General features: G+C 53.1%; 17 protein-coding genes. 7 read left to right on the forward strand and 10 right to left on the reverse strand.

Annotation, left to right across the window (positions count from 1 at the left end; translation table 11 throughout):
- The first annotated feature begins 21 nt into the window (after window positions 1-21).
- Together IPI29_10755 and IPI29_10760 are read left to right on the forward strand one after the other, a co-directional pair.
- On the forward strand, window positions 22-858 hold the full coding sequence (locus tag IPI29_10755; GenBank protein MBK7413022.1) for a tetratricopeptide repeat protein: 837 nt from the start codon (window positions 22-24) through the stop codon (window positions 856-858).
- Window positions 859-861: 3 nt separating this feature from the next.
- The gene (locus IPI29_10760; protein ID MBK7413023.1) at window positions 862-2,202 is read left to right on the forward strand and encodes an LptF/LptG family permease; all 1,341 of its coding nucleotides are present in this window, start codon (window positions 862-864) and stop codon (window positions 2,200-2,202) included.
- Here IPI29_10760 and IPI29_10765 read toward each other — a convergent pair.
- From IPI29_10765 to IPI29_10790, 6 genes are all read right to left on the reverse strand, one after another.
- Complete coding sequence (locus IPI29_10765) at window positions 2,190-3,179, reverse strand: DUF4424 family protein (protein MBK7413024.1); 990 nt, start codon at window positions 3,177-3,179, stop codon at window positions 2,190-2,192. The two genes, IPI29_10760 and IPI29_10765, sit on opposite strands and share 13 nt — an antisense overlap.
- Window positions 3,173-4,336, reverse strand: a complete 1,164-nt coding sequence (locus IPI29_10770) for a 5-(carboxyamino)imidazole ribonucleotide synthase (protein MBK7413025.1) — start codon at window positions 4,334-4,336, stop codon at window positions 3,173-3,175. The genes IPI29_10765 and IPI29_10770 overlap by 7 nt, the downstream gene beginning before the upstream one ends.
- 57 nt (window positions 4,337-4,393) lie before the next feature.
- A complete protein-coding gene (locus IPI29_10775; protein MBK7413026.1) occupies window positions 4,394-4,885 on the reverse strand; it encodes a DUF664 domain-containing protein in 492 nt (163 codons plus the stop codon).
- Entirely contained in the window at window positions 4,885-5,262 is a 378-nt protein-coding gene (acpS, locus tag IPI29_10780) for a holo-ACP synthase (protein ID MBK7413027.1), read from the reverse strand. The genes IPI29_10775 and acpS overlap by 1 nt, the downstream gene beginning before the upstream one ends.
- Before the next feature lie 92 nt (window positions 5,263-5,354).
- The gene (gene prfB / locus IPI29_10785; protein MBK7413028.1) at window positions 5,355-6,428 is read right to left on the reverse strand and encodes a peptide chain release factor 2; all 1,074 of its coding nucleotides are present in this window, start codon (window positions 6,426-6,428) and stop codon (window positions 5,355-5,357) included.
- A gap of 62 nt (window positions 6,429-6,490) precedes the next feature.
- Window positions 6,491-8,953, reverse strand: a complete 2,463-nt coding sequence (locus IPI29_10790; GenBank protein MBK7413029.1) for a carboxypeptidase-like regulatory domain-containing protein — start codon at window positions 8,951-8,953, stop codon at window positions 6,491-6,493.
- Between the two features lie 182 nt (window positions 8,954-9,135).
- Here IPI29_10790 and IPI29_10795 point away from each other — a divergent pair, with 182 nt between their 5' ends.
- From IPI29_10795 to IPI29_10805, 3 genes are all read left to right on the forward strand, one after another.
- On the forward strand, window positions 9,136-9,732 hold the full coding sequence (locus tag IPI29_10795; GenBank protein MBK7413030.1) for an outer membrane beta-barrel protein: 597 nt from the start codon (window positions 9,136-9,138) through the stop codon (window positions 9,730-9,732).
- A gap of 111 nt (window positions 9,733-9,843) precedes the next feature.
- Window positions 9,844-10,464, forward strand: coding sequence for an outer membrane beta-barrel protein (locus IPI29_10800; GenBank protein ID MBK7413031.1), 621 nt, complete (start codon window positions 9,844-9,846; stop codon window positions 10,462-10,464).
- 90 nt (window positions 10,465-10,554) lie between these two features.
- Window positions 10,555-12,126 carry a T9SS type A sorting domain-containing protein gene (locus IPI29_10805; GenBank protein ID MBK7413032.1) on the forward strand — a complete coding sequence of 524 codons (1,572 nt, stop codon included), beginning with the start codon at window positions 10,555-10,557 and terminating at the stop codon, window positions 12,124-12,126.
- Here the strand turns inward: IPI29_10805 and IPI29_10810 are convergent.
- Window positions 12,110-13,873: a cation:proton antiporter gene (locus IPI29_10810; GenBank protein MBK7413033.1), complete on the reverse strand. Its 1,764-nt coding sequence runs from the start codon at window positions 13,871-13,873 to the stop codon at window positions 12,110-12,112. The two genes, IPI29_10805 and IPI29_10810, sit on opposite strands and share 17 nt — an antisense overlap.
- A gap of 12 nt (window positions 13,874-13,885) precedes the next feature.
- Entirely contained in the window at window positions 13,886-14,569 is a 684-nt protein-coding gene (locus tag IPI29_10815) for a YggS family pyridoxal phosphate-dependent enzyme (protein MBK7413034.1), read from the reverse strand.
- Window positions 14,570-14,604: 35 nt separating this feature from the next.
- On the opposite strand from IPI29_10815, the gene IPI29_10820 reads away from it, so the two are divergent.
- Complete coding sequence (locus IPI29_10820) at window positions 14,605-16,113, forward strand: AbgT family transporter (GenBank protein ID MBK7413035.1); 1,509 nt, start codon at window positions 14,605-14,607, stop codon at window positions 16,111-16,113.
- A 3-nt stretch (window positions 16,114-16,116) separates the two neighbouring features.
- On the opposite strand, the gene IPI29_10825 is transcribed toward IPI29_10820, so the two are convergent.
- Window positions 16,117-19,416: a T9SS type A sorting domain-containing protein gene (locus tag IPI29_10825; protein MBK7413036.1), complete on the reverse strand. Its 3,300-nt coding sequence runs from the start codon at window positions 19,414-19,416 to the stop codon at window positions 16,117-16,119.
- A complete protein-coding gene (locus IPI29_10830; GenBank protein ID MBK7413037.1) occupies window positions 19,413-20,888 on the reverse strand; it encodes an oligosaccharide flippase family protein in 1,476 nt (491 codons plus the stop codon). The genes IPI29_10825 and IPI29_10830 overlap by 4 nt, the downstream gene beginning before the upstream one ends.
- Before the next feature lie 68 nt (window positions 20,889-20,956).
- Here IPI29_10830 and IPI29_10835 point away from each other — a divergent pair, with 68 nt between their 5' ends.
- Window positions 20,957-22,774, forward strand: coding sequence for a M28 family peptidase (locus IPI29_10835; protein MBK7413038.1), 1,818 nt, complete (start codon window positions 20,957-20,959; stop codon window positions 22,772-22,774).
- The last annotated feature ends 1 nt before the right edge of the window (window position 22,775 follow it).

Below are 22,775 nucleotides of genomic sequence, written 5' to 3' on the forward strand. Positions count from 1 at the left end.
AGTAGAGCCCCCTACCAGATCATGTCCGAACGCCCAGCACCATCATTCGCGGTCACGGCAGCATCGTTGCTACGCAATGAGAGAGCTGTAGATGCGGCACGTCTGTGTGCGAGCGGACTTCAGTACTATCCGGATTATGCCGGTGGCTACGTTCTTCTGGCTCAAGCCTACGATGCCCTTGGTCAGCCCGAGGACGCACGACTGATACGGGAGGAGATCGGAAGGCGTTTTGCCTATGTAGTGGCTGAGACAGCGCCTGTTGTAGCGCCTGTTCCAGCGCCTGTTCCAGAGCCTGTTCCAGTGCCTGTTGCAGCGCCAGTTCCAGTGCCTGTTGCAGCGCCTGTTGCAGCACCAACGCGGGTGCCGTTGTTGGTGCTGATCGATACTGCGCCGCTTTCCAACGACCAGCGGATCATCAAGAGTTCTAGTGTTCGATTGATCCCGGGATTAGAGTATACATCGTTACGATTCGAAGGAATGCGTTCGCGAGGAAGAAGGGAGATCGCACATCTGAGTGAGCCACCTGCGTTTCGAGAGTTCCACACAATGCGGCGCACAACTCGTCCGGCAGAGCAACCAAGAGAGCCGAAGCGCTCTGTGTCTCTTGAGGAACTAGCGCATCGACTCGAGAAGGCACGTATGCCGCGCCAGCCGGTGGAGGTTGCACAATCACTCGCTCCGGCTCCACAACCGGGGAGCGGGCCAACGGTTGTTACCGAGACCATTGCTCGGATCTACATGCAACAAGGCAACTTTGAACGTGCCATTGAAGCATTCAGAACACTTCAGGCAGCGAAGCCGGAGAAACACACACATTTCGAGCAGCTCATTGCCGAATGTGAACGTGCGCGTGCGTAACCGATGATCCTCTTTCGGTACATCCTCAGAACCCACATCGCCCCCTTCCTCTTTGGAACGTCGGTGATCATGGCCCTCTTCCTCCTTCAGTACATCATGCGATGGGTGGATCAGCTCACAAGTAAGGGGCTTGATATTCCCACGATCGGAGAGTTTCTCCTTCTCAATCTGTCGTGGATCGTGGTTCTCGCCATACCGATCGGAGTACTCTTCAGCACGTTGATGGCCTTTGGCGCGATGTCATCTGCCCACGAGATCACTGTGATGAAGGCAAGCGGAATGGGACTCTTCCGAATGATGATACCCACGATGATCGTTGGTATGATGTTATGGGGCTTCTCATTCTGGTATACGGATCAGGTACTGCCCGACACCAATCTGCGGTTGAGCGGGATGATGCGAGACATTACACGCACGAAGCCAACGTTTGCGTTGGAGTCTGGTCAGTTCACAACACACATTGAGGGATTTACGATCCTTGCTCGACATGTTGACTCCACGGGCCTGATGACGGGGGTGACGATCTATGACCGTTCGAACAACGATCGAAGAACTGTTGTCTCAGCGGATACCGGACGGATGGCCTTCTCACCATCACTTACGCGTCTTGTAGTACACCTCTTTCATGGCGAGATCCACCAAACATCTGTTCGACAACCGAACGACTACCGTGTGATTCGTTTTGATCGACATCAGATGGCGATGCAAGCCGATCGATTCTTCTATGAGGAATCCGATGTTTCGGGCTCCTCACGAAGCGATCGCGAGATGAACATCGACGATATGTTTGTTATCGTGAATCGCGCACAGTCCGAAGAGTCACAGGCAACCCGAGAATTCGACTCTGTTCTCACCTCCCATATGTCCTACCTTTTCGCACCGAGCTCGCTTCCAACTTTTCATCCAACGCAGCGTGAGGTGCTGGACAGAGCTTCCGCAACGGTCTCCGGCGTTCGTTCAACATTGGAAGGCCAGGCGTACCGGAGAAGCAGCGAACACGAGGTGGCCAACAAGTATCTCGTAGAGATCTACAAGAAATATTCGATCCCATTTGCCTGCGTGATCTTTGTGCTCGTTGGCTGTCCGCTTGGAGTTGTGACAAAGGGCGGCAACTTCGGCGTAAGCGCCATGTTATCACTTGGGTTCTATATTCTCTATTGGGCTACGTTGATCGGCGGAGAGAAGCTTGCTGATAGGAATATCCTCAGTCCAGCCATCGCCATGTGGTCGGGCAATATCCTGATCGGCATCATTGGCATTGTAGTAGCCATCAAGGTGAACTACGAGACAACGCCTGTCAAGGGGGCTCTCCTCTGGTTCCGACGTCGATTTCAGCGACACTGATTCTTTACCTTAGCCTGCTTGACGATCGCAAGCACCTTCCGGTCGATATCATAATCTCGATCATCGCTCCCAGACGCAAAGGACAGCGTCATCTCGAGCCACGATCTCAGCTCCTTCAGCTCAACGCAAGAAAGCCGAGCGATCCATGCATGGTCTGCAGACATGATCGCGCGCTCATACAGCGATAGGCCGCTGTGAAGCGTCACCATCAGATCCTGTCTCGGCGCAAAGTTGAATTGCACAAGAACGAGAACGCCGTTCTCAACTGACCACACCACATCGGGCTGACGTGGTCCGTCGTCATAGTAATGATCATAGCCAACGCTGTCTGCACGCACCGCACGACCTGTTGGCTTCCATGGTAGTTGGGTAACAGTATCACCGATGAACGTTGCAGGAACGCCAATAAGCCGCCCCTTACCGCCATCCACCGTCAACCGGAATGTATCGATCGACCCACCTTGCCAATGCGTTCCTGTGGTAAGTCTGTAGGGCACATGGATGGGCGCATCAACACTGCTTCCAGCGTTGAAACGATACGAGTGTTTTACACGTGTTCTGCCGCGAGGGAACGTAGCATCGAAGAGATAGACAAAGTCCTCAGCATAGAGATGCAAGTTCTGCGAACGTTCAGCGGGAGTGACCTTGCGGATCTTCCAGACAAGCTTCTTCCCATTGACAACAACGGTGAAGTTCTTGATCTGTGGCTTGCTTTGAAGATTCTCCGACACATCACCAAAGGCAGGGGGCGTTACAAATCCGACAGTGATGGTCTTCGTCGGACCATCGTTGACGAAGACATACTCCACATCGATCCGTGCTTCCTTACCCCGGATGGTGATCTTCAGATCTTCTCGCACCATGCGAATCGTACTGTCGCGAAGAGGAAGAAGAGTACTGCCCGACGCTTCAAAGGAACTGTCGTTAGCATAGGCCGAACAACAGGAGAGGAGAAACAGCAGGACAACCGCTACCATACGAAACGTTCGAGCGCCATGTTCGCCCGAGCGAATGCATCATCCACCGTTGAACCGGTTGCGGTGAGGTGGCCCATCTTGCGGCCCATCCGCACGTCCTTCTTGCCATAGAGATGGAGTGCAACATCATCGATCTTGAGCATCTCCACCACGCTGTCCGGAATGCCACTGCCTGTTCTCTCGCCAAGAAGGTTGATCATACACGCGGCTGGCACGCGCATGGCCGGTGATCCAAGCGGCATATTGGTAACTGCGCGGACGCAATTCTCATATTGCGACGTGATGCAGGCTTCGATGGTATAGTGTCCGCTGTTGTGCGGTCGAGGAGCGATCTCATTGAAAAGGATCTCGTCATCGGTGGTGAGGAACATCTCCACACCAAAGACCCCAACACCATTGATCGTTTCTACACATTTCAATGCGATCTCTTGTGCCCGCTTCTGTAAATGCTCTTCGATAGGAGCCGGAGCAAGCACCGTTACGCAAATGTGTCCTTGTTGAATGGTCTGCACGCATGGATAGACGGCAACTTCACCGCGCTTGTTCCTCGCTACCATCACAGCGAGTTCCTTGGTGAACGTCACAAAGGACTCTGCAAGCAACGGACGGGGCTCCTCCCCTTCCATGAACCTCCGCCAAACCATATCGATCTCTGTATCACGCTTGATGGTGGCATTGCCATATCCATCATATCCGAAACGCCGCGTCTTGGCAACGAACGGATATCCGTGCTTCTCTCCGAAGTCGAAGAGATCTTGTTTTGTTTCGATGACTGCAAACGCCGGAGTTGGTACGCCTACAGAAGCAAAGGTCTGCTTCTGGGTGTACTTATCCTGGACCAACCGCATCGTATCTGCTGTTGGGAATACATACCTGCGCTCTGCAATGTGATCGAGGATCTCAGGATCGATGAACTCATTCTCAAGTGTAATGATGTCCGATGCCTGAATGAACTTCTCCAACTCTTCCGGATCCTTCCATCCGCCCGGGAATTCGAGCTTGGTCATCACGCCCGCCGGGGAGTTCTCGCCATGTTCGATCACGGCAACACGAAGCCCCATTTGATAGGCTGCCTGCGCCGTCATCTTGGCAAGCTGACCACCGCCGAGTAGGCCGAGGGTGAAGGGTTCCGAGGGGGTGTAGATGGAAGGAAGCATTGAAGAGAGATACAGAGATACAGAGATACAGAGTTACGGGGTTACGAGGTTACGGGGTTACGGGAGGGGTTGCATGCCCATGAGGGCCCATTCTTCGCGTGCGGGTCCATACACACCAGTAACGGTGAGACCATGGTGGCGCATCATTGCGGTCATTTGACCGCGGTGATGAGCTTGATGGAGAACAAGTGCATGGAGCCCCATACTCACACTCCATTGCTCTCCATACATGTCGCGCATTTCTGGAAGTGAGGCATCGGTCAAGGTTGCGTTGATAGCAGCTACCAATTCATCCGACTTCTTGCGGTAGTCAGCTACAAGATCTGCAACCGTTGTATGAGCGGGAAACTCTTCTGTAAGGGGCAGCCCAAGCTTGTGAGGCATTTCCGTAAGAGTCTCGATGAGATGATTCGCGAGCCTGCCTAAGGTGCGGCCTTCGGGATCGACCTTTGCAGACAGACTTTCGTCCGTAAGGTGTTCAAAGATCTTGACCGTTGATTCTGATTCATACTTCCACGTGGAGAGGAAGTCTGCGATTGATCTGAACATTATACTGGCTCCTCAATGACAACAACTGCAAGACCAATGCTCCCTGTATGGGAGAGTGTTACGTGTAGCGTGTGTTTGCCCCAGCGTTCCGCCATTTCACCAAAGAGCTCAATGACAGGTTCACCCGATGGCATGTTCTTGATACCAACCTGCTTGAAGGACATCCCGTTGCGCATACCGGTCTTGATGGCCTTTGAAAACGCTTCCTTTGCTGCGAACCGCGCTGCATAATGCAGAAACCGCGTCTCACCAAAACGTTCACAGTACTCGATCTCTGTCTCCGTAAAGACACGCTTCAGAAAGCGCTCCCCATACTCATCAAACGAATGTTTGATGCGCGGTACGTCAACGATATCGGTGCCTATGCCGTGAATCATGTTAATGTGCTAATGTGCTAATGTGCTAATGTGCTAATTCTAACTAGTAACTGATAACTGGTAACTAGTAACTAGTAACTAGTAATTAGTCATTAGTCATTAGTCATCAAACTGTCTTCCAACAACAGATACGCCTTGATCAACTCATCCAGATCGCCGTCCATCACCGATTGAACGTCTGTGATCTTCGTTTCCGTACGGTGGTCATTGACCATGGTGTAGGGTTGGAAGACGTAGCTACGGATCTGGGAGCCCCATTCGATCTTCTTCTTCGTGCCTTCGATGGCGGCTTTTGCGGCTTCTTCTTCTTCGCGACGTTTTTGGTAGAGTCTACTCTTGAGCATCTTCATCGCGTGTTCGCGGTTGAGGAGCTGTGAGCGTTCCTGCTGACAGGCAACAACGATGCCCGAGGGAATGTGACGGAGGCGAACAGCAGTTTCAACCTTGTTCACGTTTTGGCCTCCCTTACCGCCGGAGCGGAAGGTATCCATCTCTACGTCCGCCGGATTCACAACGATCTCAACATCGTCTTCTACTTCTGGGTAGACAAAGACCGATGAGAACGACGTGTGACGTCGGGCATTGGAATCGTACGGGCTGATGCGAACCAAACGGTGTACACCATTCTCCGCCTTGAGATAACCATAGGCGAACGGACCGCGGACCTCGAGCGTGCAGCTCTTGATTCCGGCAGCTTCGCCTGGCTGTTCATCGGCGAGATAGACCTCGTATTCGTGCTTTTCTGCCCACCGCGTGTACATGCGCATGAGCATCTCTGCCCAGTCCTGTGCTTCCGTTCCACCGGCACCGGCATTGATCGTGAGGATCGCGTTGCGATTGTCATCGGGGCCGGCAAGGATCTTGCGAAGCTCCAGCTCGTCAACGGCTTTCTGGCATCGGTCGAGCTCGGCTACGATGTCGGACTCCATCGACTCGTCCTTGGCTTCTTCTGCGAGCTCGATAAGAGCTTCTACATCACCAACGGACTGTTGAGCAGACTCCCACGTAGAGACCCAGTCTTTCAGGGTAGAGGATTCCTGCATCGTCTTTTGGGCCTTTTGGGCATCGTCCCAGAAATCTGGGGCCTGGGACAACATCTCACGTTCGGCTATTTCGTCGCGCTTACGATCGATGTCAAAGGAACCTCCGAAGTTGGTCCACACGATCGCGGAGTTCGGAGATGCTGGTTTTTTGGGGTTCGAACATCCACAAAGATACGTTTTACACGTTACAGGAGTGGACTGCTCAACGTGATGGCCCACCCAAAGGAACCCTTAGGAGCAAGCGGGCCAACAGGCCACATGGCATCGAATCGAAGCCAGAACAGGTCGCTCACAAAGGTAGGGATGCGTCCCACAGCAAAGCCGGCTTCCATATAGATGCCGGGGGTGGAGTCAAACACCTGGCCGGGAACAACTGGTTGGGCGCGCTGAGTAACGTTAAGGGCTGCGAACCGACCGATGAGGTCCACGCCCCGTCCGGAGGAGAACGTTGGCAGGCCAACAAGGCGCCACCACATATCAGAGAAGTTGTGTTCGGTCACAACCGAAGCGAACTCTGTTCCGGCAAATGCATTGATGCTTGCCGTTGTGAAGTCGAGGCGAGAACCAAGGATCGGGAAACGTCGAGCTGTCACAAACCGACCTTGTGTAGGAGTTTGCGTGGACTGAATGCCGGCGTGCACCGTTACATCCAACTCCATGGGCATGTAGCCCGTAGTAAACGTTGGAATACGCGCATCGATGGCGGCATCTACGCTCCAGAAGTCAACATCGGTCTGTGTTTCGCGACCAAGAAGCCCGTTCACTCGCATCGTGACGGGAGAAGCGGTTCCCATGAAGGCATCAATGATCCCCGGTTCGAGAAATGTCCCAGCGAGCTGAAGCATCTGATAGTCGCCGGCAACGGCAGGGATGGAAACCCTGTCCACTGTTTCAACGAGCGGCATATTGATGTGTCGAGTCCATGAGCCGCTCAAAGCGATGTTTACGTCGTCTGTCTTGAGAGAGGCACCGGCCTCCCATCCGTCGCGACGGAAGAAGTCAAAGTTGTCGGTGTAGAGCAAACTCGAAAGGTGGAGGAAGTCGAGTCGCTTTACGATAGTGCGGGACTCCTGGACCGTTGCCAGAGACGACATCACCGTCCCAAAGAGCTTCACGTGGACATCGTCGTTCTTGATTGCGCTGATCTCTAGATCCACGCTACCCACCTTGGTGTCCTTATCTCCAAAGCCCCCTCCAACAGAAAGCTGTATGGGGCTCCAAGACACGTTGAGTGTACCACCGTAGATCACTCCGGTGATCGAAGAACGGTCGAGCATGGGGTCCACACCAACGGTTACCCCACCAACGGTGAAGAGATTCCACAACGATGTCCGTACACCATCACTGCCTTGACGTGTGGTGTCCTTGTTATTGCCACCCTCCCTCTTCACACTGTCCTGTCGTTGATAGATCCTGCGTTCTTCATCTGATGGTTCCGCGAATGCATGCTCTTCCCAGAACTCTGGCTTGGTTGAGTCAGCTGCGGCGTCCACGGTGACAGTGCTGTTCTCTTTCTCGATCCGAACTGTTGCGCCCCCTGCCTCTGTTCTTGAGGTTGCTTTACCGGAGATCGGCGGAGACAGAAGAGAGTCGTCGATCGGGACATTGATGGCTACATCCGTCACATACGTCTGTGCGGCAACATCTGCCGAGATCTCCATGAGTCCGGCGATGATGCGGATCTTTGCCAAAGCGGTAACGTTCTGATAGGTAGGCGCCCAAATGGTATCGTTCACCTTTTCATACCGTTGTTCATAGGTGAGATCCTTCAGGAACGGAAAAGCTGTTTCGTCGGTAGGGGAGAATTTTGCTGCCACAACCTGATAGGTACCTTCCACGATAGTCAGTGTACCCTCAAAACCCGGGAACACTCGTGCTTTTGGTTCAAAGGCCAACTCATAGACCATCTGATCGCCAAGGGGCTTCTTGCCGAGTAATGTGTAGGTGTATTCGTCAAGCGCATCCTTGCCAAGGGGCGTCACCATTGTTGTCTTGATGAGCGTTATCTCGTCCTGTGTGAAGTCAAAGAAGTCATCGAACACCGCCAGATTATCCTGTGCACTCACGTTGGCCGTCTGCCGGCGCTGCAGGATACGAACGTGTTTCTTGGGGTTGGGACTGCGTCTGTCGTAGATCTTGGAGAATGTTTCGGTAATGCTGTTCTCCGGGCCGGAATTCCCCTCATCCAGCCCACCCATATCGATGTTCACTTTCAGCTTTGAATAGGTAGTGCTAACGATCGAGGTGATCCTCTTTGCGTTCGCTTCCTTACGCTCTACAGCACGTTTGATGATCTCTTCAGGTGTGATCTCTCCAACAACTTTCACGCCGGTCAATGACGTTGCAGATGAAGGCAGCGTGATCGTCATCACCGTCTGACTCAGGTCGATCCGAACAACCTTCTCTCGGTATCCCACGCTTCGAACTCGAAGAGTAGTAGCTCCTTTGGGAAGGGGCAAGCGGAATCGCCCACCTGAGCGGGTGTACGTTCCCGTTGTAGTGCCTTCTACCCGAATTGAAGCACCATGGATCGGCTCCATCGATGCACTGTCAACAACGGTTCCCGTTATGACCGTCGCTGACTGGTTCTGCGAAAAACACATGCCCACTTGGAGGACAGATGCGAGTATTAGGATGGCGATCTTCATAGAACACTGTGTACGCTGCAGAAGGGGTTTCAGTTGCACGAGATCTGGCTAATGGGGTTTCGGCGATACGAAGAATATTTCGCTATGTTCGTCGGTGATACGTGCCCAATGCATGTGGGGCACAACGATTGTTTATCAACACGGGGGACGAATCTATGTACCGACTCGTTGCATTTTTTGTCATGGGGCTAATCACCATTTCCACCACGTATGCAAATGGGGACACCACTGTTCGCTACAAAGAAGGTTCAACAGCGATGCTCTTTACGTTGAATGGTCTCGGAAATCTCGGTGCTGACAACTATCAGGGCGGGATAGGAGCCAATCACTACATCAGCAATGATATCGCACTACGAGTTGGTTTGGGTTTTGGGTTGAATTCGTCCACTGTTAGTCAGAACGACGGTACCGGCGAAGAAGTGTCAAAATCTTCAACGATCTCTGTTTCACCAGGAATTCGATTCAATCTTGCGCACAATCGAAACATCGTGATGTACACCGGTGGCATGGTTAACCTCGGCCTCACGAACGGATCGAGCACTGTTGACGGATCTGAGACCTCTTCCTCCTCAAGTACGGAGATCGGGGCAGGTGTGTTTGCCGGCGCTGAATTCTTCCCATGGGAAAACGTAGCTCTCGGACTTGAATACCTCCTCGGCTTCTCCACTAGTAGTGGGTCAACAACAACCGGTGGTGTAGAGTCAAATCTGCCAAGCAACACCGATATCGAACTCTCGCTCAGTACGCTTCAGTTTACCCTTTCATTCTACTTCAATTAGGAAGATCAGGCCGAGAACGCATCGCCGTGATAAATTACGTATGTTCGAAAAACCTCCCTTGCAGCAATTGGGGGTTGGATCGTTCACATCCATTTTCATAGGGGAAGTCGTATGAAACGACTAGCAACATTCGTGATGGCTGTTGTATTGGCAACAGCAGGGGTGTCGGCACAAGACGATGTATTGTGTCGTGCAAAAGCTGGAGACGCTCTGATGCTGTTTACATTGAACGGCCTTCAGAATATTGGAGCTGGTAGCTTCAATGGTGGGGTTGGCATGGGATACTACATTAGCAATGGCCTGCAGATTCGAGCTGGGGTTGGTTTCGGAACGAATTCCGAGACCGCCGGCGAAGGTGATGCCGAGGCAAAGGAAACGAACGGTTCTTTCTCGATCGTTCCGGCCCTCCGCCTTAACCTTGTCAATAGCAGCACTGTCTGTGGCTACACAGGCCTTCAGGTGGGCTTTATGTCCACAAGTGGATCAACCTCGGTTGGCGGCACTGAGACAAGCTCTTCGTCGAGTTCAACCATCTCGGCCGGACTCATCCTTGGAGCTGAGTGGTTCGCTTGGCGTAATGTGTCTCTCTCACTTGAGTACGGATTTGGCTATTCCAGCCAATCCGGAACTGAAAAGAATGGACAGGGCACTGAAACCGACCTGCCAACCATCTCTGGGATCAACCTCGGCCTGAGCACGGTACAGTTCGCGCTCGCTCTGTATTTCAACTAAGACTCAGCAAAAAAAGTTAAACCTTTTTGTTTTGGGAACATCTCGGGTGCCATCTTTGGGTGGCACCCGTTCCTTTTTTGTAGGTCCAGCATGACATTCAGATCCATTCTTCTTGCCGTTTCTGTTCTTACAGTAACCTCCTCGGCGCTAGCACAGACACCGTCGTGGTCCACGGACATTGCATCCATTGTGTATTCAAAGTGCACGCCCTGTCACCGTACCGGCGAGATCGCACCCTTCACCCTTGAGTCGTATGAAGACGCGGTGAATGTCTCTGGGTCTATCAAACATGCCGTTCAAACGCGCGAGATGCCACCATGGCCGCCAGCAGCTGGACATGGCACCTTTATGGGCTATCGATCACTCTCGGATCAAGAGATCGCCACGATCGCAGCATGGGTTGATGGAGGAGCTCCGTCCGGAGACCTCTCGCAAGCCCCAAAGCCCCCTACCTTCCCTACCGGATCTCAACTCGGCACGCCGGACTTGGTTCTGGAGATGCAAGAGACTTGGCAGGTTCAAGGAAACAACAAGGATGTCTATCGATACTTTGTTCTTCCCACGAATCTGCCCGCAGACAGATTTATCTCGGCCATTGAGTTTCGTCCGGGAAACGCGAAGGTAGTCCATCATGTGTTGTACTACCTCGATACTACTGGCACGGCTCGCGCAAAGGACGGTGCGGATCCAATGCCTGGCTATTCAGGATTTGGCGATCCGGGATTTGAATCCGCAGCGTCATTCCTCGGATGGGTTCCGGGTGCACAGATGCGATTCTACCCGCCGGAGATCGGCGCTAGGTTCCACAAGAACTCAGACCTCGTCATTCAGGTCCACTATGCTCCTTCGGACGAACCACAAACGGATCGTTCGCATGTGAACATTTTCTTCCATAAGAATCCGGTCACCCGTTTGGTACAGGAGTTCTCACTCAATCCCCTGAACCTCCTCCCCGGCCAGAATTTTGTGATCCCGGCCAACACCACAAAGAATTTCACCACGCGGTTCACTGTACCTCTCGATGTAAGTCTCGTTGGAGTTGCCCCGCATATGCACCTGCTTGGAAAGAACGCACGTGCCTACGCCGTAACTCCTCAAGAAGACACTATCAATCTGGTGAAGATCAACGATTGGGATTTTCATTGGCAAGGGGGCTATGCATATCGCAACCCGGTAAGAATTCCGCGAGGCTCAACGTTATACTACACAGCCGAATACGACAACACGATCAACAATCTCGAGAACCCGAACTCCCCGCCTAAAACTGTACGATGGGGAGAGAGCACAACCGACGAAATGCTGTTGTGCTACTTCCATTGGATCCCGTACTTGCCTGGCGATGAGACGCTGAGCATGGAAACAAGCACGCCAACTTCAGTCTCTGAAGGAGTAGAGAACCTATCCCCACACGTCTCTGTCTATCCAAATCCATCAGCAGAGCGCGTGAATATCTCTATCGAACTCTCTGCCCCGGCTCAATATTGGCTCGTGATCGTTGATGCATCAGGCAACGTTGTTCGAACTGAATCCCAGCCTCGTGAGATGACTTCAGGATTGAATGTGATCTCCGTAGACACACGATCACTATCCTCCGGTGCATACATGGTGCGGCTTCTTCGTGACAACATCTCGCACACGTCTGCGTTCATTGTGCAACGTTGATTCTTCGCTCGGATCGCACCTTCATGTCTTCTCGCATCGCCTCTTCTTGTTGTTCGATCATCGAGACATCTACTCCGAGGTGACTCAGTACAGCCGTAAAAACCTTTATACTTGATTCGAATTCTTCAACAACAACTTCATCAGCTCCTCGTTGCAGGGCAGATTCGCTATCGCGAGCATACCTGCATCGAACGATGATCAATACGTCCGGCCGAATTTTGCGCACAAGTTGGACACCCTGAGTGATGGCTGTTTGATCACTGATGCCGATGATCACAACAGAGGCATTAGCCACACCTGCTGCCTGAAGAGCGTGTTCATCAGTGACATCACCGGATATCACTGGTTCACCAACAGCTCGTTGCGCAGCAACATTTTCACGGTCGAGCTCAAGTATTCGATAACTGATGCCAGTCTCACGAAGGACCGTTGCTACGTTTCTTCCTAAGATCCCGGCACCTACTATCATTACAGTTGGCCCATCAATGTCCTTCTCGGCATTGGTTCCAAGCCGAATAGCCCCATTCGTATCGTCAATATCCCATTTGCGGAAGCGCGGAAAGAAGCGCGTGAGTGGTGTGATGCGCTCGGCAATGACCGGTGCGAGTGTCACGAGGGTTGGCGTGACGATCATCGTGAAGATGATCGAGACCAGCATATTCTGGAAGTCCGTAGAAGTGATCACCCCGTACTCCACACCAACCGTAGCAAGAACAAACGAGAATTCACCCACCTGCGCCAAGATCACTCCGGCCATCACCGCTGTCCTAAGATTGACGCGAATGCTGGCGAGAACGATCATCACAACGATTCCATTGGCGATAAGCACGAGCATGGCTGTGACCATGTTCACCGGAAGCCACGTCCAGGAAACCTGCACAAGCAGTCCAACGGAAAGGAAGAACATACTCGTGAACGCGTCGCGCATTGGCTCCATTACCTTACCGATGGCATGACCCTCTTCGCTCCCGGCTATGGCCACACCGGCAATAAAGGCACCAAGTGCCATGGAGATCCCCGCTGTGGACGTGATCCACGCAGCACCAAAACACAGGGCAAGTCCGCCTAGGATCAGAACCTCAGGTGCGGAAACACGCGTCACATAAGGAACGAGCCTTGGGAGAACAAAGCGCAGGCCAACAACAAGTCCAACCGTAACACCGATCAGAGTAACAATGCGGAGCACCACGTCCGCTATCTCTATTGTGCTATCAGACGTTAGCAGGGTGACAATGATCATCATGGGAACCACTGCAATGTCCTGGAAGATCAGGATACCCATTACAGCCCTTCCATGTGGCATTCCCAGCTCTCTCCTATCCTTCAGCATCTTGATACAGATGGCTGTTGAACTCAACGCCATGGACATACCGATCAGGATCGCCCCATTCAGACTGATCGCCTGTCCGGTAAGTGATGCCGCGATCAGCGCACCGCCACCGATCACAATCGTAGATAATGTTACCTGTAGTGGGCCTCCCAGGAGCACGATCTTTCGCAGGCGCTTCAGATCTTCAAGGGAAAACTCAAGACCAATGGTGAAGAGGAGCATCACTACGCCAAGCTCGGATATAGCCGTGATCACAGCCCCTTCTCGAACAAGTCCAAAGCCGCTGGGACCGATGAGGAGTCCAGCTGTGATGAGACCAATGATCGGTGGCAACCTAAATCGCTGAAACACCAAGATCACGGCAAGACCGGCAAAGCAGAGGAGTACGATCTCGTCGAGAAACTCAAAACCGTGCATGGTGCCCCCACGTCATAGTCGCTCGCCAAAGACTGCTGTTCCAACACGAACCATTGTTGATCCCTCAGCCACGGCCCATTCAAGGTCATCGGACATCCCCATGGATAAGTGCGAAGTTGTCCCGTGGTGTGCATCGAATTCGTCTCGGATCAAACGCAGCGATTCGAAACATCGGCGAACCACAACTTCGTCTTCGCTGAGCGCACCGATCGTCATGAAACCGGTGATCCGCATGGTTGAACGGGCCAATACGTCATCAATGACCTTCTGCACGGTGTGGACGGGAGCCCCATGTTTACTCTCTTCACCGGACGTATTCACTTCGATCATCACGTCCACTACGGTGCCTCGCTTCTTGCATTCAGCATCAACAGCTTCAACAAGCGAGGGTCTGTCGATCGATTGGATACACGAGACCTTTCCGATCACATCGCGCACCTTATTTGTTTGCAGGTGACCAATGAATTGCCACGTGATCGGTAGGTCTTTAAGCGCATCACACTTCGGAACAAGCTCCTGGACACGATTCTCTCCGTACAGGGATTCTCCTAATGCAAAGGCCCTACGCAGGATCTCCATGTCTTGCGTTTTAGTGGCTAACATCAGCCGGACCGATGACGGATCTCGACTGACCTGACTGGTAGCCTGTGCTATACGTTCATGGATATGGTGGAGTCTGTCAGCAAGTGTTGGCATAGGACAAATCTATCGGATTGCCTAGCTTTAGCGCCATGAAGAAAAATGTGTTCCTCCGTTTTCTCGATCTCGTTGAGCGCGCCGGCAATCGACTGCCAGATCCGCTGTCTCTCTTCGCCATCGCTGCCGTGATCGTTGTAGGGGGCTCATGGCTTGCCTCCTACCTCGGTGTATCGGTGATCCATCCCGGCACAGGTAAATCCATTGCTGTTGTGAATCTCTTAGCCCCGGAGAATATCCGGCGCATGTTCACTGATGCCGTTGCCAACTTCACAGCATTCCCGCCACTTGGTTTGGTGCTTGTGACGATGATCGGCATTGCGATCGCGGAACGGGGCGGATTCATCACTGCGTTGTTGCGCGTTTCTGTACACAATGTTCCTCGCCCCCTCCTCACAGCGTCATTAGTGTTTGCCGGCGTGAATTCAAGTTTGGTGGCAGATGCCGGATACGTTGTTCTTATCCCGCTCGGTGCTGTGATCTTCGCAGCAGTAGGAAGGCATCCCTTGGCCGGGCTTTCGGCAACGTTCGCCGGAGTGGCTGGTGGGTTCAGTGCAAACCTATCGATCACTTCGCTCGACCCATTGCTTGGCGGACTTACACAGTCAGCAGCCCAATTGATCTCGCCTACCTACGTGGTAAGCGCCGCCGCGAATTGGTATTTCATGATCGCCTCCACCTTCCTTCTTACCGTAGTGGGTACGTGGGTCTGCGATCGCATCATTGAGCCAAGACTGGGTCCGTGGACGTCGTCAACAAATGATGCCGATGACATGTCAAAGCTCTCACCCACTGAAAAGAAGGGGCTTCTGTGGTCGGGCATCGCATTCGTTGTGATGGCCGCCCTCATTGCTCTCATCAGTATTCCCGAAGGCTCCATCCTTCGAGACGAGCATGGAGGAATGAAGCCGCTTGAGAAGAGTATCGTTGTGATCCTGATGGTGATGTTCTTTGTGATGGGCTTGGTATATGGCAAGGTCACCGGGTCCATTCGTAACGACAAGGACATAGCGGATATGGCAGGCGAAGGTATGGCAACGCTCGGTGGCTACATTGTGCTTTCGTTTGTGATGGCACAGTTCATCGCCTACTTCGGCTGGTCCAATCTTGGCGTGGTCACCGCCGTTTCAGGCGCTGAGTTCCTCAAGTCCATGAGTCTCCAAGGTCCGGTACTCCTTGTTGCCTTTGTAGTTGTGGCAATGATCATCAACCTCTTGATCGCCAGCGCCTCCGCCAAATGGGCGATCATGGCACCGGTCTTTGTGCCGATGTTCATGCTCATGGGCATTTCACCGGAGGCCACCCAAGCGGCCTATCGTATCGGCGATTCATCAACGAACATGATCGCCCCACTCTTGAGCTACATTCCGTTGATCCTCGTGGCAATGCGACGGTATGTCAAAGACTCCACATTGGGAACATTGCTTTCGCTCATGTTGCCGTATTCGATCTTCACGGCGATCGCCTGGACGATCTTCATGCTCATTTGGCTCTACGCCGGCATACCTCTCGGACCGGGTGTAAGCGCCTTCTATGCCCCGTGATGATCAACGTTTGATCACGAGGCTCGACGAAACATTGGAAGTGCCGTATTTCGCCGTCACGGTATAGGTCCCGTTTGCAAGGCTTGATACGTCGAGCTGCGTACAGTCACTGATCGACGAGGTGAGCACCAACCGTCCTTCGCTGTTCACCACCTCCAATACCGTGTTCAACGCGACGTTGCTCGGAACGCATACGCGCACAGTGCTTGCTGCGGGATTCGGTTCGATCCGAAGTGATGTTGCACTTGTTTCGGTTTCGTTGAACGAAGACAGAAGCCCCGTAACAAATGATTGGCGATTGGAGAAGAGTCCGATGGTATCAGTGTTGGCACTCCGCACGCGCCAGAAATAGCGCTTGTTACTCTCCAGTCCACGAACGAGAATCGATGTGTCCGCGTGTCCGTCGGTCTTTGACACAACAGGATTGAATGCGGCATTCGGTGAGACTTCTATACCGTAGGAATATGCTTGCGGGACACGTTCCCATGTAAGGACGGCCTGCAGTATTCCAGTTGCACCCGGTGCAGGCGATAGAAGTAGAGGAGGTCGGACAGCGGTGGTAAAGGTCCATGTTTCAGACGGAGTACTGCTGCCGCCTGCTCCAAATGCCTCTACGTTCCAGCTATACACCACCGGTCCTTGCACGAGATCGGCTATCGAGAGTTTTGTCTCGCGGATACCAGCATATGTGCGGGTGTTTTTTGGGGTTGCTGTTTCCCAAAGTTGTACAGCATAGCTCGATGCGAGAGAAGCCTGACTCCACGTAAGGACAGTGTCGGGATAGATCCCATGTGAGCGATAGTCCGGCGATAAAGGAGTGGGCTTCTCTGGCTGTGAAGGCTTTGACGTGATCTTTCCTGTATACACACCGCGTCCATGTGTTGCGATGGCGAATTGACCATCTGAAGCCCTCCCAACAGCCATATCACACGGCACATTGCCGATTTCGTCCGATGCCGTTTGGGTCCACACCGTGGACATTCCAAAGGTAGTATAGGCCACATAGGGTCCGGTTGAGGTTGCTGCAATGAGCACCGTGGTCCACTTATCGTATGGAGCTATCCCAACCCAGTTTACAGCAGGTCCGCTGCCGGATCCGTTCGGCAACTCTTCGAGATTGCCCGATATAGCGCTCCAAGTGGCACCGGCATCGTGAGTCTCCCAGATACTCACAACTCCATAGTTCGAGAAGCACAATACAAGGTGATCCTTCTTCAGAGGATCAACACTGATACTGTTCACATAGGCACCGCGAGGCATGGCCGCAGAGGTAATGTCCACGGGAGTCGGTATACCAACCTCTGCGTTGTCTATCCTGTACACCTTGCCATTATCCGTTCCGAAATACACCACGTGGTGAGCATCATCAGATGTAGACGTAGCACACACTGAGGAGATCACATTTGGTGCAACATTTGTTGTTGACAGTGAATCCCAATTGACCGATGTTGAATCATTCAAACCAGCGGGGATGTCCCGAAGATCATTATTCCTCCACAACACGGAGCCCCCTGCCAGATACATGATGTGCTGGTCTGTAGGGTGAAGCACGTAGGGATTGATGAAGAGATAGTCCTTGCCGCCGCTTGGATCGATACGGGACCGATCAACTTCGTTGCCTGCCGCATCTCGTCGGATGCGGAACATGCGGCCTTGTTGGGAGGAGTAATATTCCGTTCGACCGCTATCGGCGAAGTAGCAATAGGCGCCATCACCGCCGCCAAGTCTCCGCCAGAACGACGTACCTGACGAGTTATCTGTAGCCCAGGTGGCATTGTCCTGCATACCGCCGATCAGTTTCGTACTTTCTGCATACGGCTCTTGGTCGATGGTGTAAAACTGTGTGGTGAGGTATCCTCTGTTGAGATCCGTCCAGCTCACTCGTGAAGCACGGATGCTGTCTGTTCGTTGTATCCCACCATCGTTCACACTCAACATCACGTTTGGCTTCGTGGGATGAAACACAACGTCGTGCTGATCCGGATGATGATTTGGATAGAGTGAGTACTTATCCCAGAACGGGTCGTCCTTATCATAGCCACCGATCCACCTGTTGTTTACCGTTGATGTAAAACCATCGGTAGAGCAATAGAGGTTGGTGCCACCGATCACAACAAGATTGGAATCGAACGGTGAAACGCGAAGGAGAAGGTCGTATCCGCCCTGTGAGTAGAAGTCGCCTCGCTTTGCATCTGTTAACGGAATGTTGGCGCTTCGAACATCCCATTGTCCGCCAGCGCCAGCACCGTCTCCGCTTACATATGTGTACTTCAACAGACTATGCCACTCGTATTGCAACTCACCGCGGTAGGTTGTTGAACCCTGGGCACCTACTCCCGGCGTCTCTGCCAGAACGAAGATCTGATCCGGATTCTGCGGCACGGGAGCAACAACGATACGGCGCGTCTGATTGTTGATCTCCTTTGGCGTGATGTTTACCCACGTTATTCCGTCTGTGGAACGGTACACTCCCCATCGAGATGCAACGCTACCAGTTTGACCCGTATAGGCGCTGAAGGCAGCGTAGAGTGTCCCGTTTGGAGTGATGGTCACATCGCTGAACAAGGCATTGCTTCCGGCAGCTCCTGTCCATGTTGTACCGCCGTTGGTAGAACGCTGAATACCGGATCGTGCGGTGGCTACATACAGTTCGTTGCTGTCTCGAAGCGGATGGGTGACGATCCGCCAGGTATAGGCGAACTGATGAGATGCCGGAGTAGACGCGGACGTTGTGGAGGGCAACACGAACCATGAAGCCCCATGATCGGTGGACTTCCAGATACCATTCCCAGAGATCTGTGAAGAATTGCCATAGATCTCACCCGTACCGTAGTACCATACATTCCGAGACGATGGCCGAGTGTCTTGTGCGATCGTTGTTACGCTGTGGAGTTGATCGGGCTTTGTGGTAAGGGTCCACGTTGAACCGTCATCCGTAGACATCCACATCCCACCGGAGACCGCACCAACGAGGATCGTCTGTTCATCACCAGCATCAAACGCCACGGCACGTGTGCGTCCGCCGATGTTCCAGGGCCCGCGATGTCTCCACTCCCCAAGGTCCTGTACTGTTTCGCCATTGTCCTTGCGCGACAACGAGCCGGGTTGAGTTCTCGCGAACAGCAATTCTCGAGCACGGATATCATCCGGGAATGTCCCCGTTGCCGGATCTCGATACTTCAGAAGTTCGAACTCCCGTCTACCCTGTGCTGATGGAGCGTCGGTAGAGTCATGTGTTGCACATCCGGAGAGAAGAACAGATGCAGTAGAACCCAACAAGATGAGGGAGCGGACGATGTTCATCGTTTGACCAATCGTAGAAGAGTGCGAATAGTTGATGCCCCAAGCACTCGCGTGACAACGAGCAGAAGCACATAGACCGGTAGGGCTGCAGAGCGAGCGATCAATTGTGTTGTGTCATCAGAAGGCAGCATCAGTACGCCTCCATAGATGACCGCGGCGATGATCAATGTGACTGCAACTCGCAGTAGATCATACGGTATCGGATATACCCGCAACAAGGCAATGTAGAGCAGGACCGCACTTGCAACATAGGCAGCAACCTTTGCCCATGCGGCACCCATAATACCGAACTCGGGCACGAGGAACCAGGTGGCTGCAACACTTACAACTGCTGCAACTCCTGTTGCTATTGGAAACAGCGAGGTTCGCTTCTGAATGTGGAATCCGGCTGCCATGTTGATGAAGACGCCGTTGAAGTAGTAAGCGAACATCACAACAGGAACGATGCTCAACCCCGACCAGTATTGTGGGTTGATGAACCGCCCACCGATGAATGGCAGCTGGACAAGGTAGGGCATGAACAGACTCGTCGCCAAGAACAGACCGCCGCAGACAATAGTGAAGAGCGTGAACACACGAGCAAGGAGCCCCTTTACTTCGGGATCTTCACGATGATTCAGGTAGAACGGCTTAAAGGCGTACTCGAACACCGTTACAAACATCATCATCGGGATGGCGAGTCGGAAATTGGTCTGATACATGCCCACCATGGCGCTGCCCGTGAGCATGAGCATGATAGGTCTGTCCGCTACTTGTACCATGATCGATGAAAAATTCGATGGTACCGTTGGGAGACCGAATCGCAGCATCTCCCGCAGCAGTGATGAGGACGCAGCTGTATTCTGACGGATCGTTCCGATCACACCGCGGAGAGAGGGAATGAAGTACAAGAACGTAACAGCACTTCCCAGAACGCCGGCCCACAATACACCTTCGATCTTCATCCCAAGACCAACAACAAACACAAGGTTGAGCGCTACCGTTACGACAATGGAAAGCAGTCGGAGAGCAGCAAAGGAACGGGGCTTCTGCTGCATCCGCAATCGAGCAAAAGGTATCAGCACCAACGCGTCGAGTAATGGAATGAGAGAGGCAATGGCAACGTAGAGCGCCCCGGCTTCCCCCAGCTGAAGGAAGGACGATGTGGCGATCGGACCGGCAAGGAGGGCCGTGATGATGGTAACGACGAAGCTGACACTCACTACGGTGAGGACGGCAACAGAGAACACTCGAGCATTCGATGATTCGTCGGACCGTTCCCAGAACCGCATAAAGGCCGGTTCCATGCCGAGCGAATAGACAATGTTCACAAATGCGATCATGGCGTAGATGGCCGTTACGTCTCCGATCTCCGATGCCGATAAAAAGTTGGTATAGAGCGGCGTTAGGAGAAACGTAAGAAAACGTCCCATCACGGTGGAAACACCGTAGACGATGGTATCGGATGCCAGAGACCGGATCTTCGACTGCATGAGCTATTCGTTGGTGCACGCCCTCGGAGGGACGTAAATTGTCAGCCTACAAACATATGCAGAGCACCATGCCCTACCTTCGCCGCATTCTTCTCGTCTTCGTCCTCTCCCAGATCTCCGCCCTTGCCCAACAGCCAACCACGCCGGAAGGCATACGGATAGCAGACCACGTTCGTGTTCTTGCATCTGACAGTTGCAGCGGCAGAGGACCTGCCACGTCCGGCATTGAAAAGGCCGCAGCCTATATCACAAAGCACTTCGCGGAGTACGGTCTGCAGCCGGCTGGACGGATCGCCTATGCCGACACCTTCAGTCTCACCACCGGCGTCAAACTTGGCGATCAGAACTCCGTTATGTTCGAGGTGGTGATCGAACGTCCGGGTGTTCCCCTTGACAAGACCAAACCAACGAAACTCGGATGGAAGCTCGGAACAGACTATCAGCCGTGGGGATTCAGTGAGTCCGGTACGGTAGTAGGCGACGTGGCCTTTGTTGGCTACGGCATCTCTTCATCAGGCTATGACGACTACAAGGACATCAACGTCAAGGACAAGATCGTTATTGTTCTGCGCGGACTCCCCAAGTGGGCAGAAAAGGACGAGGCACTTAAACAATCGGCCTCCCTCCGCGCCAAGGCTACCTTAGCACGCGACAAAGGTGCAGTGGCGGTTGCCTTTGTGAACGAACGGGGCGATTCAGCCGATGTCCTCGCTCGTTTTGGACTCGACCGCCTCGGCAAGAATTCCGGCATTATCGCGCTTCAAGTTCGGCGTACCCCATGCTCGAAGATCTTCCCACCAAAGGGTACCTCACTCTTCACTGCAGAGACGGCCATTGAGCAGACCAAGAAGCCACAGTCCTTTGTGTTCGCCAACACCAAGGCAACGGTCACTACCTCCCTCGCCTTTGAAGAAGGTACAACGCAGAACATCGTTGGAGTTGTTCGCGGTACGGATCCAACTCTCGCCGGAGAGTATGTGGTAGTGGGCGCACATTATGACCACCTCGGCATGGGTGATGAGAACTCGCTCGCAGCTTCCACAACGCCAAGCATCCACTATGGAGCTGACGATAATGCTTCGGGCACAGCTGGGGTGATCGAACTTGCCGGACGTCTGGCCCGAAATCCGGGTAAACGATCCGTGATCTTCATGACCTATAGCGGTGAGGAAAAGGGGCTCCTTGGTTCGAAGCACTGGGTTTCGAATCCAACGATCCCGCTGACGTCTGTGGTGGCGATGATAAACATGGATATGATCGGTCGACTCAAGGACGGAAAGCTCAACATCCAAGGCCTGGGAACATCCTCAATGTGGCCGGCGCTGATCGATTCAGCAAAGAAGGATCTGCCCCTTACCATCAGTACAACAGCAGACGGGTTCGGTCCGAGTGACCATTCATCGTTCACAGGCAAGGGTATTCCGGTGTTGTTCTATTTCACCGGACTGCACAGCGATTACCACCGCCCATCCGATACATGGGATAAGGTGAATGCCGACGGTGAAGCGTTGGTCCTCACCATGGTAGAACGTTCACTGCGCCTTGTTACCGATGCACCAACTCGTCCCGACTTCACGAAGGGGGCCGATAAACCCGCAGCCAATCAATCAAGCAGCATCGCCCTGAAAGTAACACTGGGTGTGATCCCCGACTATTCAGACGATCCGCAAGGACTTCGCCTTACCGGTGTGAAACCTGGCTCTCCTGCAGAAAAGGCCGGGCTTACCGGAGACGATATCATGACGAAGCTGGGCAACACGCAGATCAAGAACATCTATGATCTGATGACTGCGCTTGGTACGTTCAAGCCGGGCGACCAAGCAGACGTGGAATTCCTTCGCGATGGGAAGAAGATGACAAAGAAGGTCACCTTCTCCGGGAAGTAGG

Source organism: Ignavibacteria bacterium (assembly GCA_016707005.1).
Taxonomy (GTDB): Bacteria; Bacteroidota; Ignavibacteria; order Kapaibacteriales; family Kapaibacteriaceae; genus UBA10438.

Coding starts and splice junctions, on each gene's coding strand:
- IPI29_10770 (MBK7413025.1), bottom strand. CDS start 4,336: ATGCTTCCTTCCATCTACACCCCCTCGGAACCCTTCACCCTCGGCCTA.
- IPI29_10800 (MBK7413031.1), top strand. CDS start 9,844: ATGAAACGACTAGCAACATTCGTGATGGCTGTTGTATTGGCAACAGCA.
- IPI29_10765 (MBK7413024.1), bottom strand. CDS start 3,179: ATGGTAGCGGTTGTCCTGCTGTTTCTCCTCTCCTGTTGTTCGGCCTAT.
- IPI29_10810 (MBK7413033.1), bottom strand. CDS start 13,873: ATGCACGGTTTTGAGTTTCTCGACGAGATCGTACTCCTCTGCTTTGCC.
- IPI29_10820 (MBK7413035.1), top strand. CDS start 14,605: ATGAAGAAAAATGTGTTCCTCCGTTTTCTCGATCTCGTTGAGCGCGCC.
- acpS (MBK7413027.1), bottom strand. CDS start 5,262: ATGATTCACGGCATAGGCACCGATATCGTTGACGTACCGCGCATCAAA.
- IPI29_10825 (MBK7413036.1), bottom strand. CDS start 19,416: ATGAACATCGTCCGCTCCCTCATCTTGTTGGGTTCTACTGCATCTGTT.
- IPI29_10760 (MBK7413023.1), top strand. CDS start 862: ATGATCCTCTTTCGGTACATCCTCAGAACCCACATCGCCCCCTTCCTC.
- IPI29_10835 (MBK7413038.1), top strand. CDS start 20,957: ATGCCCTACCTTCGCCGCATTCTTCTCGTCTTCGTCCTCTCCCAGATC.
- IPI29_10795 (MBK7413030.1), top strand. CDS start 9,136: ATGGGGCTAATCACCATTTCCACCACGTATGCAAATGGGGACACCACT.
- IPI29_10815 (MBK7413034.1), bottom strand. CDS start 14,569: ATGCCAACACTTGCTGACAGACTCCACCATATCCATGAACGTATAGCA.
- IPI29_10805 (MBK7413032.1), top strand. CDS start 10,555: ATGACATTCAGATCCATTCTTCTTGCCGTTTCTGTTCTTACAGTAACC.
- IPI29_10790 (MBK7413029.1), bottom strand. CDS start 8,953: ATGAAGATCGCCATCCTAATACTCGCATCTGTCCTCCAAGTGGGCATG.
- IPI29_10755 (MBK7413022.1), top strand. CDS start 22: ATGTCCGAACGCCCAGCACCATCATTCGCGGTCACGGCAGCATCGTTG.
- IPI29_10775 (MBK7413026.1), bottom strand. CDS start 4,885: ATGTTCAGATCAATCGCAGACTTCCTCTCCACGTGGAAGTATGAATCA.
- IPI29_10830 (MBK7413037.1), bottom strand. CDS start 20,888: ATGCAGTCGAAGATCCGGTCTCTGGCATCCGATACCATCGTCTACGGT.